Annotated in this window: 17 protein-coding genes and 2 pseudogenes; 15 read left to right on the top strand and 4 right to left on the bottom strand. The window is 69.5% G+C overall.

Annotated features, from left to right (window positions below):
• Window positions 1–182: 182 nt before the first annotated feature.
• Entirely contained in the window at window positions 183–482 is a 300-nt protein-coding gene (locus tag IPJ61_RS21390) for a hypothetical protein (protein ID WP_297112666.1), read from the bottom strand.
• An 868-nt stretch (window positions 483–1,350) separates the two neighbouring features.
• Here IPJ61_RS21390 and IPJ61_RS21395 point away from each other — a divergent pair.
• From IPJ61_RS21395 to IPJ61_RS21410, 4 genes are all read left to right on the top strand, one after another.
• Window positions 1,351–1,623, top strand: a complete 273-nt coding sequence (locus IPJ61_RS21395) for a hypothetical protein (protein WP_297112669.1) — start codon at window positions 1,351–1,353, stop codon at window positions 1,621–1,623.
• Window positions 1,624–1,648: 25 nt separating this feature from the next.
• Entirely contained in the window at window positions 1,649–1,840 is a 192-nt protein-coding gene (locus IPJ61_RS21400; protein WP_297112672.1) for a hypothetical protein, read from the top strand.
• Window positions 1,841–2,099: 259 nt separating this feature from the next.
• Window positions 2,100–2,477 (top strand): hypothetical protein, encoded by a 378-nt coding sequence (locus IPJ61_RS21405; RefSeq protein WP_297112674.1) that lies wholly within the window; start codon window positions 2,100–2,102, stop codon window positions 2,475–2,477.
• Window positions 2,478–2,663: 186 nt separating this feature from the next.
• A complete protein-coding gene (locus tag IPJ61_RS21410) occupies window positions 2,664–3,530 on the top strand; it encodes a hypothetical protein (RefSeq protein ID WP_297112677.1) in 867 nt (288 codons plus the stop codon).
• Window positions 3,531–3,584: 54 nt separating this feature from the next.
• Here the strand turns inward: IPJ61_RS21410 and IPJ61_RS21415 are convergent, their stop codons facing one another.
• Window positions 3,585–3,902 carry a hypothetical protein gene (locus tag IPJ61_RS21415; protein WP_297112680.1) on the bottom strand — a complete coding sequence of 106 codons (318 nt, stop codon included), beginning with the start codon at window positions 3,900–3,902 and terminating at the stop codon, window positions 3,585–3,587.
• Between the two features lie 167 nt (window positions 3,903–4,069).
• On the opposite strand from IPJ61_RS21415, the gene IPJ61_RS21420 reads away from it, so the two are divergent.
• The 4 genes and pseudogenes from IPJ61_RS21420 to IPJ61_RS22475 all read left to right on the top strand — a co-directional run.
• Window positions 4,070–4,447: a hypothetical protein gene (locus tag IPJ61_RS21420; RefSeq protein ID WP_297112683.1), complete on the top strand. Its 378-nt coding sequence runs from the start codon at window positions 4,070–4,072 to the stop codon at window positions 4,445–4,447.
• A 450-nt stretch (window positions 4,448–4,897) separates the two neighbouring features.
• Window positions 4,898–5,512, top strand: a complete 615-nt coding sequence (locus IPJ61_RS21425) for a hypothetical protein (RefSeq protein WP_297112686.1) — start codon at window positions 4,898–4,900, stop codon at window positions 5,510–5,512.
• Window positions 5,428–6,690: a TonB-dependent receptor plug domain-containing protein gene (locus IPJ61_RS21430; protein ID WP_366506047.1), complete on the top strand. Its 1,263-nt coding sequence runs from the start codon at window positions 5,428–5,430 to the stop codon at window positions 6,688–6,690. The genes IPJ61_RS21425 and IPJ61_RS21430 overlap by 85 nt, the downstream gene beginning before the upstream one ends.
• Window positions 6,687–6,893 (top strand): annotated as a pseudogene (locus tag IPJ61_RS22475) (hypothetical protein); the annotation flags it as partial. The gene IPJ61_RS21430 and the pseudogene IPJ61_RS22475, both read left to right, overlap by 4 nt.
• Before the next feature lie 593 nt (window positions 6,894–7,486).
• Here the strand turns inward: IPJ61_RS22475 and IPJ61_RS21440 are convergent.
• A complete protein-coding gene (locus IPJ61_RS21440; protein WP_297112693.1) occupies window positions 7,487–7,963 on the bottom strand; it encodes an ester cyclase in 477 nt (158 codons plus the stop codon).
• Between the two features lie 1,176 nt (window positions 7,964–9,139).
• Here IPJ61_RS21440 and IPJ61_RS21445 point away from each other — a divergent pair.
• The 3 genes from IPJ61_RS21445 to IPJ61_RS21455 all read left to right on the top strand — a co-directional run bounded on the left by IPJ61_RS21445 (window position 9,140) and on the right by IPJ61_RS21455 (window position 12,399).
• Window positions 9,140–9,865, top strand: coding sequence for a hypothetical protein (locus IPJ61_RS21445; protein ID WP_297112696.1), 726 nt, complete (start codon window positions 9,140–9,142; stop codon window positions 9,863–9,865).
• A gap of 383 nt (window positions 9,866–10,248) precedes the next feature.
• Window positions 10,249–10,794 (top strand): hypothetical protein, encoded by a 546-nt coding sequence (locus IPJ61_RS21450; RefSeq protein ID WP_297112699.1) that lies wholly within the window; start codon window positions 10,249–10,251, stop codon window positions 10,792–10,794.
• Window positions 10,795–10,893: 99 nt separating this feature from the next.
• The gene (locus tag IPJ61_RS21455; protein WP_297112702.1) at window positions 10,894–12,399 is read left to right on the top strand and encodes a type I restriction-modification system subunit M; all 1,506 of its coding nucleotides are present in this window, start codon (window positions 10,894–10,896) and stop codon (window positions 12,397–12,399) included.
• A 1,639-nt stretch (window positions 12,400–14,038) separates the two neighbouring features.
• On the opposite strand, the gene IPJ61_RS21460 is transcribed toward IPJ61_RS21455, so the two are convergent.
• Window positions 14,039–14,248 carry a hypothetical protein gene (locus tag IPJ61_RS21460; protein WP_297112705.1) on the bottom strand — a complete coding sequence of 70 codons (210 nt, stop codon included), beginning with the start codon at window positions 14,246–14,248 and terminating at the stop codon, window positions 14,039–14,041.
• A gap of 507 nt (window positions 14,249–14,755) precedes the next feature.
• Between IPJ61_RS21460 and IPJ61_RS21465 the strand changes: the two genes are divergently transcribed.
• From IPJ61_RS21465 to IPJ61_RS22485, 4 genes and pseudogenes are all read left to right on the top strand, one after another.
• The gene (locus IPJ61_RS21465; protein WP_297112708.1) at window positions 14,756–15,103 is read left to right on the top strand and encodes a hypothetical protein; all 348 of its coding nucleotides are present in this window, start codon (window positions 14,756–14,758) and stop codon (window positions 15,101–15,103) included.
• Between the two features lie 21 nt (window positions 15,104–15,124).
• Window positions 15,125–15,466: pseudogene (locus IPJ61_RS22480) on the top strand (type I restriction endonuclease); the annotation flags it as partial.
• A complete protein-coding gene (locus IPJ61_RS21470; protein WP_297112710.1) occupies window positions 15,400–15,753 on the top strand; it encodes a hypothetical protein in 354 nt (117 codons plus the stop codon). The pseudogene IPJ61_RS22480 and the gene IPJ61_RS21470, both read left to right, overlap by 67 nt.
• Before the next feature lie 20 nt (window positions 15,754–15,773).
• On the top strand, window positions 15,774–16,346 hold the full coding sequence (locus IPJ61_RS22485; RefSeq protein ID WP_366506048.1) for a hypothetical protein: 573 nt from the start codon (window positions 15,774–15,776) through the stop codon (window positions 16,344–16,346).
• Window positions 16,347–16,910: the final 564 nt, after the last annotated feature.

Consider the following 16,910-nt stretch of genomic DNA (forward strand, 5'->3'; position numbering starts at 1 on the left):
CGGCGATGAGCAAGTACCTCGGCACCTGGCTCGTCTACTGCCTCGTCGTCAGCTTCTTCACCGCTACCTCGCGGCACTTGCGGTGGCGCCGGGGCTACTACTCTCGCCGTCTTCCGCGTCGTCGGTGCCTGCGCCTTCATGGCCTACGGTCTCAGCCAGGTCGTCGATTCGATCTGGCGCGGTCAGCCGTGGGGGTGACGTTCAAGCACGTCACCGACGGCCTGATCTACTCGCTCGTCACCGCCGGCTTCTTCGGCTGGCTCTGGCCGCTGACCGGCGGCTTCGTTCCCCTCGGCCGGCCGCGCGGCGCCGCGGTAGTTGAACGCCCGCCGCCGGTCGCAGGGCGCGCTCAGGTAGGCCGTTTCGAGATCGTCGAGGGCGAAGCCCGCGGCCGCGACGAGCGCTGCGATCGGCCGGCCGAGGTGGCAGCCACCCGCCGCGCGGGTCCCGAGCCCGGATCGAGGCGCTGCTGCCAGCGCCACACCGTCGCGTCCGGCGCCTCGCGGCGCTCGCAGAAACGGCCGCGTCCGCCGGGCCGGAGCAACGCGCTTCACCTCGCCGAGCGCGCGGCTCGCTCCGGCAAACGCGGTGCGAAGGTTAATGAGTCGACACGACGCTGTCGACGCTCGCGTCGGCGAGCGGAGATCTTCTTTCCGCCGAGGCCACGACCGTCTCGACCGTCACGGCGGCCCGAGCGATCTCGCCACGGCTGCGCCAGATCCACATCGCCTCCGACGGCTCGGGCCGATCAGCCGCGTCACCGCCTCCAGGCCGGTAGAAGGCGAGGTTGTGCCCCCGACCGAAACCGTCTCCAGGACCTCGCCCGTCGATCGCGGCACGACGAGGGCGCCGTTATCGGCCGCGCGTCGATCCGCACGACGACGTGGACGGGGTGCGGCGGCAAGTGACGCTCGTAGAGCGACCGCGGAGAGCCATCGCCGGGCGCGTACCAGGGGTGCGAGAGCAAAGACGGAAGCGGACCGCCGCGCCGACTCGCCCGATCCACAGGCGCGCGGCGCTCGACCTGATCAGGTCATGGCGCCGCCGGGCCCGCAGGACTATCGTCGTCGCCGGCTCGAACCTGGCAGGCGTGCAGCTCGCCGACGGACGCGCCAGACATCCGACGCTCGCGGCTGCGCCACGACGCGGAGACCCCACGATGTCCCCAGACTCCTCCACACCTGCTGCTCCCGCCGAGGCCTCGGCTCGCCTCGCTCGTCACCCCGACGCCGCAGGGGCATCGCCAGCCCGGGTCCTCGCCAAGACCGAGAGGCGGCAACCTGGCGCTTCCCGCGTTCGACGCCGGCCAGGGACTCTCCGGAACGCGCGCCGTTCGACGCCCTGGTGCTCGTGCTCGACGGCGCCCCTCGACCTCTCACCATCAACGGCACCGCCGTCCGCGCCACCCCCGGGACGGTCGTGCGCCTGCCCGCCCGGCGTACCGCGCGCCCTCGACGCCACCCCCGAGCCGACCCACTGCTCCTCGTCATGCTGCGCGAAGCCTTCCCTGAGCCGCCGGAGCGGCCCCTCGACCTTCGCCCACCGTTCCCTTACCTCCGCGGCACCGAGCCACGGGGCCTGCGCGTCGCCGCGTCGACCACCCCAGGTCGGCGGCGGGTGTGAGACGGTCGCCGCGCTGTCCATCGAGGTGACGGGCCGGCCGCTACGCGAGAATTCGTGCGTCGCGGGCGTCCACTCCGCCAGGGCGAACCGCGCGAAGCTGCGAGCGGAGGACCGCGGCGAGGTGAAACGGGCGGGGGTCTTCATCGGCGTCGGCAGGGCGAAGGGGTTGCCGCCGCTCGACGACGCGATCGAAGCGGCCGAGCGCCTCGCCGCCTGAGGCAGTGCGCAGACAAGAAGATCCGACACCACGGCGATCGCCACGCTCACCGATCGATCACGGGCGGGTCACCTTCGCCCGCGTCTTCTCCCGCCGTCGAGTCGCTCCTCGCCGGCGACCCCGAACTTCCAACTCTTCGTCTACTTCTCCGGAGCACGGCCTCTACGTCCACGGCGGCGAGGTCTGGCTCCTCTCGGCGGCGGCGCGACCCGAACAGGCGATCCATCTCGCCGGCAGCGTCGAGAAGGCGCTCACGCCGGTGAGAACGCCACGTCGTCGTCTTCTCCGACGCCTGCCGCACCGCCGCGACGAGCGTGCCCACCAGGGGCTGCGCCCCGGCGAAGACCAACTTGCTGCGCCCGCCGGCGGCGTGCCGAGCCGCGCCGTCGACCAGTTCTTCGCGCCCGCTGCTCCGGCGAGCCGGCGCTCGAAGTACGAGCACCGAAGCCCCACGCCCCCGTACCGCGCCGTCTACTCCGCCGTCCTCCTCGAGGGCGCTCCAGGGCGCTTTCGCGACGCCGTCGAGGAGGTCGTCCCGGGCGAGGGCGAGCCGTATCACGCGGTCTTCCCTGGCCGCTCGCCGACACGCTCGCCGCGCGGGTTCCGGCGCGACTCACCGAGGCCGGGCTGCCGCTGACGCTCGAGCAGACCCCCGACGCGATCATCACCTCGCGCCGGCGCTGGATCTCGCGACTCGCCACGCTGCCGCGCGCCGGCGCGGCGCGCCGGGCACGCAAGGGCACCGCGGCCTCCGCTGAACCTCCGAGCGCTCCGGCGGTCGCGCGTGCCTTCTTCGCCGACGCCCCGAGCGGGAGAGAGTCGAATGGAGCGTCGGGCCAGCCCGCACCGCAGCCCGCACCCAGCCGGCCCGCCGTCGTCGACCGCTGCGGCCGGAGGTCGACGCGGCGGCGCGGCTGGCGCGGGCGCTCCGCGCCGAAGCCCTCGCGCCTCGCCGCGGACGCGCGCCTGGCCACCCGCGGCGAGCGCCGGCGTGCGGGTGCACGGCGCGCGTCTCGCCGGCGCCCGGCTCGCCGACGGCCTCGCCCTGCGCCGTCGCCCGGGCGGGAGCTTCGCGCCGCTCCCGCCGTCGCTCGCTGCCCCGACCCTGGCGCTCGTGCGCGTCGACACCGGGCACGGCGCCCTCGTGCCGGTCTTCCCCGGCCGCACCACCGAGCTCGTCTTCGACGGGTGCGTGCTCGCCTCGTTCGCCGTCAGCGCTCCCGCCCGTCGAGCCGCATCGACCCCGCTCGACACGCAGCGCGACCTGCGCGCCGCCGCGTCCGTGCTGGCTCGCCGCGGGCTCCGGCGACTCGACGACGCGACCCTCCAGGCGCTCGCCAGCCGTCTCGCCGCGGCCGATCCCGCTTCGACCCGGCGCTCGCGCTGCTCGCCGCCTACGCCTGGCACGAGCGCGGCGAGGAGGAACGCGTCGCCGCGATCGCGGTGCGCCTGCGCGCTCGGCGGCGCGAGCCTCGTCGACCTCGCGCTGCTCGACGGCGGGCCTCTCGCCGACCCGTTCCCCGGCGTGCCGCTGGCGAGCGCCGGCTGGGCGCTTGGCGCTCGCGGCCGGGAGCTGCCGACCGTGCTCGCGGCGCTCACCCGACACCGCTTGCCGTCGCCGTGGACGGTCGTCGACCGGCGCGGCGCCGCGCTCGTCGATCGCACCTTCCGCGCCAGGAGACCCCGATGAACCGCAAGCTCGTCTTCGTCCACGGTCGCGCGCAGGGCAAGGACCCGGCCGCGCTCAAGGGTGAATTGGCTCGAGGCCCTCGGCGAGGGGCTGCGCCGGATCGGCGTCGACCGCCTGCCGATCGACGCCGCCGACGTCGCCTTCCCCTACTACGGCGACACCTTGCGCGACCTCGACCACGGCGTCGCCCCGGACGCGTCCGCACCGGTCGTCGTCCGCGGTCTCGCCGCCGGCGCGCCGGACGAGGCGTTCCTCGCCGCCGTGGTCGAGCAGGCAGGTCGCGCCGCCGGCCTCGACGAGGACGCCGTCGCGGCCTGTCTCGAACCGGGAGCCGGCTCTCCGGGCGACGACCCGCACCCGCGGGCCGCTCAACTGGGAGTGGACGCAGGCACTTTTGGCCGCCCTCGACCGCTACGTCCCCCGCCAGCGGCGCGAGCCTCGCCCTCTTCACCCGCGACGTCTACCGCTATCTCCACCAGGCGCGGCTGCGCGAAGCGATCGAGAGCGGCGTCCGCGCCGCCTTCACCGCCGAGCGCGAGATGGTCGTCGTCGCCCACTCGCTCGGCACGATCGTCGCCTACCGCCTGCTGCGCCGGGCCGGCGAGCTCGCCGGCTGGAAGGTGCCGCTCTTCGTCACCCTCGGCTCGCCGCTCGGCATCCAGGAGGTCCGCCGCGAGCTCGCCAACGCCGACACCCTGCGCTTGCCGCGCTGCGCCGGCGCCTGGTTCAACGCCCTCGACGAACGCGACGTCGTCGCCCTCTACCCGCTCGACCCGACGCACTTCCCGCTCGATCCGCCCGCTCCGGCGATCGAGAACTACCGCGGCGTCCGCAACCGCACCGAGAACCGTCACGGCATCGCCGGCTACCTCGACGACCCCGAGGTCGCCCGGCGGATCCACGCGGCGCTCGGCTGAAGCGGAAAGGCTCCGCTCCGCCCTCTGCGGCGCCGTCACCACCAGGGGAAACGAGCGACCCGACCGTCGCGTAGCGACGGCCTGACGCGCGCTCAGGCCGCCGGTCTCGTCGAGGCGTTCCTGCGCTTCCCCGTGCAGGAGACCACCCCGGAGGTGATGCGAGCAGCGATCGCCACCTGCGAGCGGCATCGACTCTCCTACTGGGATGCGGCCGTGCTCGAGGCCGCGCGCGCTCGGCTGCGACCTCCTCCTCTCCGAGGGCCTCGCCCACGGGCGCAGCGACGACGGCGTTCGCGTCGAAAACCCCTTCCGGACTCGCCCCTGACCCAGGAAGTCCCGTCCTCGCCGCGGGGCCACTCCCTCACCGCGGACTCGGCGTTGCACGCCCGGCCCCCCCGTTGTAGAGTCCGCGCCACCAAACAACTTGCTGTCGAGGGGGGAGGCAACACCATGTCGATCGTGGGCAAGGAGCATCGAATCGTACTCGGAAGAGCGCGGCGGTCGTGGCTCGTCGCGCTGCTGCTGGCACTCGGCGTCGCGCCGCTCGCGCCGGCCGTCGCCCAGGCGCCCGCACCGGCGGCGACGCCGACGCCCGCCCCGCCGGCGGGCACGCCGCACGAGGAGGCGCAGGAGGAGCCGCACGACCACTTCTCCGAGGTGATCGAGGTCGGCAGCCGCAGCACCGAGCGGGTGCGCACGGAGACCCCGGTGCCGGTCGACCTGCTGCCGGTCGCCGAGCTCGCCAACGACGCCGGCCAACTCGACCTCGGTCAGCTCCTGCAGTTCACCGCCCCGTCGTTCAACTCGAACCGGCAGGTCGGGCTCCGACGGCAGCGACCACGTCGACGCCGCGACGCTGCGCGGCCTCGGTCCGGACCAGGTGCTGGTGCTGGTCAACGGCAAGCGGCGCCACACCCTCCTCGCTCGTCTACATCTTCGGCACGCGGGCGCGCGGCAACGTCGGCACCGACCTCAACACGATCCCGGTCGCCGCCATCGACCGGATCGAGGTGCTGCGCGACGGCGCCGCGGCGCAGTACGGCTCCGACGCCATCGCCGGCGTGATCAACATCGTCCTGCGCGAAGACACCGGCCTCGACGTGACGCTCGCCGGGGGCGCCTACACCGCCGGCGACGGCGAGATGGGCCAGGCCTCCGTCTACTACGGCCAGGCGGTGGGCAACGGCGGCACGCTCAACCTCACCGCCGAATACCTTTCGCGCGGCGAGACCAATCGCGCCGGCGAGGGCGAGCCCCGCCGCATCGGCGACGCCGAGACGAAGAACGCCACGGCGATGTTCAACCTCGACCTGCCGGTCGGCGAGGGGGGCGCCTTTTACGGCCACGGCGGCTACAACCGGCGCAAGGGCGTCGCCGGCGCCTGGTTCCGCGATGGGCTCGGCTCGGACGACATCCCGTCGCGCAACTCGGCGGCGATGTACCCGGCCGGTTTCGTCCCCGACATCGGCACCGACATCGACGACACCGAGGCTCTCCTTCGGCTTCCGCCGCCCTTCGGCGAATGGGTGGCCGATCTCTCGTCGACCTACGGCAGCAACGCGATGGACTACACCATCCGCCACACGCTGAACGCCTCGATCGCGACGCAGAACGGCGGCCTCTCGCCGACCGTCTTCGACGCCGGCGGCTTCCGCTTCACCCAGCACACGACGAACCTCGACCTGACGCGCCACTTCGCCGGCATCCTGCGCGGCGTCGGGCTCTCGGCCGGGGTCGAGTACCGCCGCGAGACCTACACGATCGGCGCCGGCGAGCCGGGCTCGTGGGGCGACTTCGACGGCCCGGGCGGCGGCAACGCCGGCTCGCAGGGCTTCCCCGGCTTTCAGCCGGTCGACGAAGTCGACGCCTCGCGCTCGAGCGTCGCCGCCTACGTCGACACCGAGCTCCAGGCCAGCGAGCGGCTCCTCGTCACCCTCGCGCTGCGCGGCGAGGACTACAGCGACTTCGGCAGCACCTTCAACGGCAAGGTCTCGTTCGGCTACCACGTCGGCGACTTCACGCTGCGCGGCTCGGCCTCGACCGGCTTCCGCGCCCCGTCGCTCCACCAGCGCTACTTCAGCTCGACCTTCACCGACTTCATCGCCGGCGAGGCGGCCGACGTCAAGCTGGCGCCGAACGACAGCGAGCTCGCCCGCCGGGTCGGCATCCCCGACCTCAGGAGGAGACCTCGCGCAACTACTCGCTCGGCGGCACCTGGTCCTCGGGCGCCGACGTCGAGCTGACGCTCGACCTCTACCAGATCGACATCGACGACCGCATCGTGCTCACCGGCGGCTTCACCACCGACGACCCGGACATCGGCGCGCTGATCGCGGCGCAGAACCTCGCCGAGGCGCGCTTCTTCACCAACGCGATCGACACCCGCACGCGCGGCATGGACTTCACCCTCGGTCGCCGGATCGAGCTCGCCGGCGGCAAGCTGAACACCTTCGCGGCGCTCAACTACAACAAGTCAGACGTTCAGCGGATCAACCCGGCTCCCGGCCTCGCGGGCAAGGAGGACGTCTACTTCAACACCCGCGAGCGCTACTTCGTCGAGGGCTCGGCGCCCGAGTGGAAGGGGGACCTTCGGCGGCGACTTCCGCCGCGGCCGCTGGTCGACCGGAGCGCGCCTGACCTACTTCGGCGCCGTCGAGTCCGGCACCTGGACGCAGCTCGACGACCCGACCGCCCCGCCGCAGCACTACGCGCCGCGCTGGACCGCCGACGTCGACTTCGGCTTCGAGCTCTCCGCGCGGTTCCGCCTCGTCGTCGGCGGCACGAACATCTTCGACGCCATGCCGACCGAGCAGGACCCGAACGAGACCGAGAACGGCGCCCGCTGGGAGAACATCCAGATGGGCTTCAACGGCGCCGGCTACTTCGCCCGCCTCGCCTACAAGGTGCCGGGGAAGTAACACCCGGCCCCCCAGCAAAGGGGGACAGGCACCGGTTCCGAGCTCTCCCGCTCACCGAATCGGTGCCTGTCCCGGTTTCCACCTGCTTCCACCCACCCCACCCCGGAAGCGCGTGCGGCGCTCAGCTCCCCGCCCCACCTCCCGGCGGCACGAGGGTGAATCCGAGCTGCAGCAGCACGCCGGCGGTGTCGTAGTCCACCCACTCTTCGACGATCCGCCCGTCGACGACGCGGTCGATCACCGTCCCCGTGAAGCGCATCGCCCGGCCGGTCGGCGGCAGCCCGCGCAGGTTGCCCGTGTGGGTGCCGGTCGCCGTCCAGCGCAGCGCCATCCGGTCGCCCTCGACGATCGGCTCCTCGAGCTCGAAGCGCAGGTCGGGCATGCCCTCGTGGCTCTGCCGGTAGTAGGCCTTGAGCGCCGCGAGCCCGCCGAGGGGCTCCGGCACGCCGCAGTCGTGCACGACGACCGCCGGGTCGTAGATCGCGTCGAGCCGGTCGAGCTCGCCGCGGTTGCGCGACTCGAGGTAGCTCGTCGCGATCCGCTCCGCCGTCCTCCGCGTCAGCGGCGCCGCCGCCGTCGCACTCCGTCCTTCCGCCATGACCCATCCTCCCCAGAGGCATCACCCACCGGCGCCTCGTCGTCGACATCGATGGTACTCCCGCGGCGCGGCGCGGGCCCCCCTCCTTCCCGACTCCGGGCCGCGCACGGCTCCTGCCGCCGCAACGACCCATCCGGGTGGCCTCCGCCACCGTCTGCCCGTGCGAGTATCCGGACGCAGCACACGGACCGAGCCACCGCGATGCCCTCGAGCTTCTCGCCCCGCGAACCCGACGCGACCGGAATGGCCGGTTCGTTCGTCTTGGGTGGTGGGGGAGGAGGAGTGGCGCCGCGCCGACCTCGAGTGCGATGCCGTCGCCACGACTGGAGCTCGCGCAACTGGGGCGACCTCAAGAAGGAGAAGGGCGCTGCCGACTCGCGCCGGACAGAGCCTCCACCGGGAAATCTGCCACCGATCCGCCGAAGCGCCATGGGCCGAGATCTGCGCCTCGCTTCCCCGCTGTCGTCCTGAGCGACGCGAAGGACCTGGGCGGGGGGCCTCACTCCCGCCAAGACGGCCCGCGGAGGAGGCAACGTGCGAGTGACGACACGCGGCGAGAGGCGCAAGCAGGGGCGAGTCCGGACGACTGCCACGAGATCACGCGCGAGGAGGAAGAGATGACGAGACCAAGCACCGGCAGGATGGCCCCACTCCTCGCGCTCGCCGCACTGGCATGGTGTGCCGGCGCCGCGCGTCCGGACGAGCTGGTGCTGACCAACGGTGAGACGCTGACCGGGAAGGTCCAGGAGAGCGCCTCGCGATCGAGACATCGCAGGGCAGGATCGAGGCCCCCTTCGAGGCGCTCTCCTCGGTGGAGCTCGACGAGGCGGCCACTGCGCGGCTCGCGCTCGTCGACGGCACCGTGATCGAAGGCCGCCTGGTCCAGCCGGAGATCGTCCTGCGCCAGGGGCTCCTCGATCGCGTCGTGCCCGCACCGTCGATTCGTCGACTCGTCTGGTCGCCACCGGCGGTGACACTGCCCTCCGGCACGCCGGTGCCGCTCGCGCTCGTCCGCTCGGTGAGCTCGGCGGCAAATTCGGCCGGCGACCCCGTGTCGCTCTGCACGACCGAGGACGTCGCGGTGAACGGAAAGGTCGTCATCGCGCGGCACTCTCCGGCCTCCGGCTCGGTGCTCGGCACCGGCGGCGGCTCCAACGCCAGCGGCGGAGGCACCTCGTGCTGCGAGCGGGCGCCGTGCTGGCGCGCGACGGGACCTCGATCCCCCTCGCCGGGAACCTCCAGGTCCGCGGCGGTTTCAACGGGGCGAACTGGGGCCTGGCGGGCCTGCTCTCCGAGGGGAGCCCGGCGCTCGCGGCGAGCGGCACGCTGGTCGAAGCGAAGACCGCGAGCGAAGCGGCGATCGGCCTCTCCACCAGCTCCTTCACCGCCGAGCAGCTCGCCGGCCAGGAGCTGTGCGCCGACTTCTTCCGCTTCAGCGACAGCGCCGAGATCGCCCTCGAAAAGGTCGTGCCGGGCCGCTCCTACGCCCCGGTCCCGCAGCCGCTCAAGCTCTCGCTGCCGCTCCTCCCGTTCGCCCCCTTGCTGACCGAGGACGGCAAAGGCACGGTGAAGACCTACGGGACGCGGCCGTTTTCGATCGACGGCGTCGCTCTCGCGTCGTTGACCGTCGAAGCGGTCGGCAAGGGCAAACGCGGCGCCACGTTCAAGATCACCGCGCCGCTCACCGTCCCGGCCTCGTTCGACCGCTGGGTCTCGCTCACCATCGAGATCCTCTCGGGCGACAAACAGCTCCAGGTCCTCCGCCTGCAACGAATCGACGCCGAGGAGCGCAAGGTGACGCCGATCGACGCCCGGCTCACGCTCTCGCGTTCCGAGGTGGACAAGCTCCTCGCAGCGCCGAACGCCCGGCTGCGCATCACCATGACGGCGATCGAGAACTGATGGGGACGAACTCCCTGGTCGAGACGAGCCCCGCCTCGGCGCCACTCCCCATCCGCATCGCCGTCCCCGACGGCGGCGGGTGCTCGTTCCTCCGCCGGCCAGGCGAGCTTCGGCACCGTGAGGCCTTCGCGTGGCGTGCCGAGCAGGGTCTCAGACGATAGGCTTCGGGCCGCATGTCTGCCATGAGCTCGAGGATCTGAAAGGTGTCGGCTCAGGACCATGCCCGGGGCCGGACACACGGCAGGGAGTCGGCGCCGTACCGGCCGCCGTCCCGCCACTTGACCACGCCTCGCTTCCGCAAAGATGATGGATCCATCTGCTCCCCGCCTGGATCAGCCCTCTGGGCCTCCGGCGGGGTTTTGTGCTTCTGGGAGGTTCTGGTCGTGCCCACTGAGCCCTCGACGAAGCGCACCGTCGTCTTCATCGACGGCCAGAAACCTCTACTACGCCGTCAGGCAGGCCTTCGGCTAAACTTCCCCAATTACGATGTCCCGGCGCTGGCCGCCGCGCTCTGCCAGCGTGCGGGCTGGACACTCGCCGGCACCTACTTCTCCACCGGCATCCCGAGCGCCCAGGACCACCCGGGCTGGAACCACTTCTGGTCCGCGAAGCTAGCCGTGATGGGAACCCGGGGTGTCGTGACCTTCGCGCGCCAGCTCAAGTATCGGAACCAGACCGTGGCGCTGCCGGGCGGAGCGACAACGACGGTGCTCGTCGGCCAGGAGAAGGGCGTCGACGTGCGGCTCGCTCGACATCGTCCGCCTGGCGCGCGAGGCGGCCTTCGACGTCGCGCTCGTCCTGTCGCAGGATCAGGACCTCTCGGAGGTGGCCGACGAGGTGCGCCAGATCTCGATCGCTCAGCAGCGTTGGATCAAGGTCGCCTCGGCATTTCCGACGAGCCCGACCTACCCGGAACCGGCGCGGCGTGAACCGCACGGACTGGCTGCCCTTCGACCGCGCTTTCTACGACGGCTGTATCGACCCGATCGACTATCGACGAGGGGTCGAACCCTAAGGACGGGGGAACGATGGCGAGAGGCGGCAAGACGAAGGCCTCCGGCACCGAGCTCGGCTTCGAGGCCAAGCTCTGGGCGGCGGCCGATGCGCTGCGCAACAACATGGACGCGGCCGAGTACAAGCACGTGGTGCTCGGCCTGATCTTCTTGAAGTACATCTCGGACGCCTTCGAGGCCAAGCACGCCGAGCTCGCCGCGCAGCAGGCGCAGGGCGCCGACCCGGAGGACCCGGACGAATACCGCGCCGCCAGCATCTTCTGGGTGCCGAAGGAGGCGCGCTGGGCGCACCTCAAGGCGAGCGCGCCGCAGCCGACGATCGGCAGGCTAGTCGACGACGCGATGGCCGCGATCGAACGCGACAACCCTTCGCTCAAAGGCGTGCTACCGAAAGACTTCGGCCGCGCCGGCCTCGACAAGCAGCGGCTCGGACAGATCATCAATCTGGTTAGCGACATCGCGCTGGGCAGCGCCGCCGACCGCGCCAAGGACACGCTCGGCCGCGTCTACGAGTACTTCCTGGCGCGCTTCGCCAGCGCCGAGGGCAACGTCGAGATGCTCGCCCCGTACAAGGGCCGGGTCTACGACCCCTGCTGCGGCTCGGGCGGCATGTTCGTCCAGAGCGAGAAGTTCGTCGAAGCCCACGGCGGGAAGATCGGCGACATCGCGATCTACGGCCAGGAGTCGAACTACACCACCTGGCGGCTGGCCAAGATGAACCTCGCGATCCGCGGCATCGACGCGCAGATCGCCCACGGCGACACCTTCCACAACGACCAGCACCCGGACCTCAAGGCCGACTACGTGCTGGCCAATCCGCCGTTCAACGACAGCGACTGGCGCGGCGAGCTGCCCAAGGACGACAAGCGCTGGCAGTTCGGCACGCCGCCGGCGGGCAACGCGAACTTCGCCTGGGTACAGCACTTCATCCATCACCTCGCCCCTAATGGACTGGCCGGCTTCGTGCTGGCCAACGGCTCGATGTCCTCCAACCAGTCGGGCGAGGGGGAGATCCGCAAGGCGATGGTCGAGGCGGACCTCGTGGATTGCATGGTAGCGCTGCCCGGCCAGCTCTTCTACTCGACGCAGATCCCGGTCTGCCTCTGGTTCCTCGCCCGCAACAAGAAGAACGGACGCTTCCGCGACCGTCGCGGCGAAACGCTCTTCCTCGACGCGCGACAGATGGGCCGGATGGTCGACCGAACTCATCGTGAACTGACCGACGAAGACGTCGCCAAGATCGCCGGCACCTACCACGCCTGGCGCGGCGACGCCAGGGCCGGCAAGTACGAGGACGTGCCGGGCTTCTGCAGGAGCGCGACGCTCGAGGAGATCCGCAAGCACGGCCTCGTGCTGACCCCCGGCCGCTACGTCGGCGCCGAGGCCGCCGAGGACGACGGCGAGCCGTTCGACAAGAAGATGAAACGCCTCACTGCGACGCTGCGCGAGCAGCAGGCCGAGGGCGCGAGACTGGACGCTCTGATCGCCGCCAACCTGAGGGAACTCGGATATGGCGAATAGGTGGCGCTCCCAGGAGGCTCGAGGACGTCGCCCGAGAGAGGTGACGGTTAGCCATGTCGGCCCAATGGCCTCCGAGTACATCTCAAGCGGCATCCCCTTCCTCCGCTCTCAGAACGTCACTTCACTGAGGATTGATCTCACCGACATCAAATTCATTTCGTCCGACTTCCATGATCGGCTCCGAAAGTCGGCCCTCGAACCCGGTGACGTCGTCATCGTACGAACCGGGAGGCCAGGTGCGTGCGCCGTGATTCCCGACTCGCTGCCGATCGCCAACTGCTCTGACTTGGTAGTTGTGAGGTGTGGGCCTGGAGCTGGATCCGAGGTTCCGCCTACTACGTCAATTCGGCCGCCTCTCACCACGTCAGTTCCCACCTTGTGGGCGCCGTGCAACAACGCACCATCTCACGGCCTCGGCGCGTTCGTTGGTTCTGCACCTCCCTCGCTCTCGGAACAGCGCGACATCGTCAGTATCCTCGGCACGCTGGACGACAAGATCGAACTGAATCGGCGGATGAGCGAGACGCTGGAGGCGATGGCGCGGGCGCTCTTCAGTCGTGGTTCGTGGACTTCGATCCGGTGCGGGCGAAGGCGGAGGGGCGGGACACGGGGCCGCCCAAGCACATCGCCGACCAGTTTCCAGACACCTTCGAAGACTTTGACCTTCGAACGATTCCGAGAGGGTGGGAGGTCAAGTGCGTTGCCGACCTCGCGCAACTCTCAGGCGGCACTACGCTTAGCACCACCGAGCCAGCTTTCTGGGACGGCGGTACCCACGCTGGGGCAACTCCAAAGGACCTCTCTAGTCGCAGGGCTCCAGCGCTGCTCAACACTGAGCGGCGGCTCACTGACTCAGGGTTGTCGCAAGTCAGCTCTGGCTTGCTGCCTCCGGGAACAGTCCTGCTTTCATCGCGGGCCTATTGGATATCTGGCCGTCGCAGGCATTCCTGTCGCCGTCAATCAGGGCTTCGTAGCGATGACGCCGAGAGCGGCGGCCTCCAACCTCTTCTGATGTTCCGGGCACACTTTGCGCACGACGAGATCATCAGTCGAGCGAACGGATCGACATTCCTCGAGATCAGCAGGTCCAGCTTTCGGTCGATACCTGCCGTCACGCCACCGGATGTGCTGATGCGCCTCTTTGACACCCAGGCTAGGGGCCCTCACGCGAGCGCATTGTCCCAAGGCGAGCGCGAGGCGACAGCGCTGGTAGGCTTGCGTGATGCGCTATTGCCAGGCTGATGACGGGTGACTTGCTGGTTGACAATGCCGAGCACCCGTTCCCAGCACATCCCGACCGGCGACTAGCCCATGACCTATCGTCTGGATGCCTCCGACTTCGGCGCATGCGTCCCGTACAACGAGTGGCTGGATGAGCAGTTCGCCGCAGGCGCTGCCAGCTGGACATCCTCGGCTATCAGCCCAGGCCGAGTTTCGTCCTCTTCACCTTGAGTCCGGACACCTATCAAGCAGCGTTTGATGATTTTCGGCGACAGCGCGAAGAAGAGGTCAAAGAACCCGTAATCAATGAGTTTCCGTCGCCGATCGCCCACTATTTCTACAGGTTCGAGAACGGGTACGAGAACGAGCTTCAGCGCCTCATTCCTCCGCGATACCTGGGAGGCGCTCATCGACACTTTCACGCGATCGCTGTGTCCGAATGCCGGTTCCTTCGCGTCGCCTGGGCACTCCACTCACTTTCAAGGATTGCCTCACCGACAGCGTAGCGCAACGTCTTTTGAACATTGAGCGGATCCTGTTGCAGGCCCAGGCCGATGGCATCGACTTGCAGATTGTGGACCTCGTTCCGATCACTACGCTCGGACAATGCGCGAACTGAATCAGTCACGGAACGCCTTTTCTCCACCGCGGCGCAATCGGAATTACAGGCGCGCACTTGGACAGGCGAATGCCACGAGGATGTTATCGACACGCTGACTCAGTTGCAGGACCTGGCTAAGGTCCAGGTGCTTCGCCATGGGTCAGGCTGATGCTCGAACGCTTCGGTGCGAGGTGTTCAGGGGCCATGCGTTCACAAGAACCATCGCCAATATCTCTTTGACCGAAGATCAAGCCAGGACTTCACCAGATACCTCCGTCAAGGTCAGATACTCATTCTGGAGCGATGAGGCCGTTTTCGGCCTTCGGCCATGGTGCACTTCCAGCGACGCCTCCGGACACACGACGAAGCTCTGCGTTTTCAGACGAACGCGCGGGGATGTGCCCAATCGGCGCCTTGAGTACGAGGTCGTTGGCGAGTCAACTCTTTGGACGAAGACCGGGCTTCGTTCTCGGCTGAAACACCAATGAGTTGCGTGGGCTCTTTGGCTTGGAACCAAACGAAAGCAACAGCAACATGCTGAGCACCCGTGGGTTCTCCGAGTCTGACGTCGAGGAGTCAGCCCTCGCCTGGGCCACCGGGCTCGGGTTCGACTACCAGCCCGGCCCGACCATCGCCCCGGGCGAGTTCTCGCGGAGCGGCGGGACTGGGCAGGTGGTGCTCGAGGAGAGATTCGGCAGGCGCTCGCGCGGCCAACCCGGACCTTCCTGGCGAAGCCCTCTGGGAGGCCTTCCGCAGCTCCTGCTGGCCGAGGGCGCTAATCTCGTCGGGCGCAACCGGGCCGTCCACCGGATGCTGGTCGACGGCGTCAACGTCGAGTACGCCCGCAAGGACGGCTCGATCGCCGGCGCGGAGGCGTGGTGATCGACTCCCGAGAGCCCCGAAAACAACGACTGGCTCGCGGTCAACCAGTTCACCGTTATCGAGGGGAACCACAACCGCCGGCCCGACGTGGTGCTGTTCGTCAACGGGCCGCCGCTTTCGTCGTCATCGAGCTTCAAGAACGCCGCCGACGAGAAGGCGGATGTGTGGAAGGCGTTCCGCCAGCTTCAGACCTACAGGAAGCAGATCCCCTCGCTCTTCGTCTACAACGTCGCCTCTCGTCGCCTCCGACGGGACCACGGCGCGCCTCGGCCCTCACGGCCGATCGCGAGCGGTTCATGCCGTGGCGGACGATCGACGGCCGCGGCCTCGCGCCGAAGTCGAGCCCCGAGCTCGAAGTGCTGATGAAGGGCGTCTTCGACAAGCGCCGCTTCCTCGACCTCCTCCGCCACTTCGTCGTCTTCGAAGAAGGCGACGGCGGCAAGCTCGCCAAGAAGATGGCGGGCTACCAACAGTTCCACGCCGTCAACGTCGCCGTCGCCGAGACCTTGCGCGCGGCCGCGCTGGGGAGCGGCGAGATCGTCGAAAGGGGATCTACGAGTCGGGGCCGCAAGAGCGGCGGCGAGGCTGGCGACCGGCGGATCGGCGTCGTCTGGCACAAACCAGAGAGCGGAAAAGAGCCTGACACCTGATGGCGTTCTACGCCGGGCGGATGATCCCCGCACCACGCGGATGGCCAACCAACGATAGTGGTGATGACCGACCGCAGCGATCTGGACGACCAGCTCTTCCGGCACACCTTCGCACGCTGCCGCGACCAGCTGCGTCAAACCCCCCGTCAAGCCGGGAACCGCAGGACCTGCGAAAGCGCTGCGCGTCCCGCCCGGCGGCGGGGTCGCGTCTTCACCACCGCTCCAGAAGTTCCTCCCGGGCGGGCGGGCGGGGGCATCCGCTCCTCACCGACCGCCGTTCAACTGGTGGTCCTCGCCGACGAGGCGTACCGCAGCCAGTACGGTCTTCAAGGCGAGAAGGCGCGGGAGATCGTTACGGCTGCGCCAAGCACCTGCGCGACGGTCTGCCGAACGCCTCGTTCATCGGCCTCACCGGGACACCGATCGCGAAGGAGGACGTCAGCGCCCGGGCGGTGTTCGGCGACTACATTCAGCGTCTACGACATCCACCGGGCCGTCGAGGATGGCGCAACGGTCCCGATCTGCTACTGGAGCCGGCTCGCCAGCTCGGACTCAACGTGCCCAGGAGGCCGAAGATCGGACCTCGCGGTTAGGAAGTCACCGATCTGGCGCCGAGGAAGGCGCTCGGTGAACAGGGCGTCTGAAACGCAAATGGGCGACGGTAGAGAGCGCTGGTCGGAGCTGGGGGGCGGCTCTCCTCATTGCCGAGGACTTGGTGCAGCACTTTGGACCGGGACTCGCCGCGATGGACAGCCGAGGCGCAATGGATCGTCTGCATGAGCCGCCACATCTGCGTCGCCCTCTACTTGAACGAGCTGATCCGCCCGGCGGCACAGCGACGATGAGAACAGGGCGCGCTTAAAAATCGTCATGACCGGCGCGGCGTCCGATCCGCTTGTCTGGCAAAAGCATTAATGCGCGGCAAGGGCACGGCGCGAACTGCTCGCCCCAAACGCGCGAAGGACCCCCGAAGGACGCGCTTAAAATCGTCATCGTCCGGGCATGTGGCTCACCGGTTTCGATGCGCCCTGCATGCACGATATTACATTGACAAGCCGATGCGCGAAGGCACGGGCTGATGCAGGCGATCGCGCGGGTGAACCGCGTCTTCCGCGACAAGCCCGCCGGTCTCATCGGTTGATTACATCGGCATCGCC

It is taken from the genome of Tessaracoccus sp. (assembly GCF_016714275.1).
Taxonomy (GTDB): domain Bacteria; phylum Actinomycetota; class Actinomycetes; order Propionibacteriales; family Propionibacteriaceae; genus Arachnia.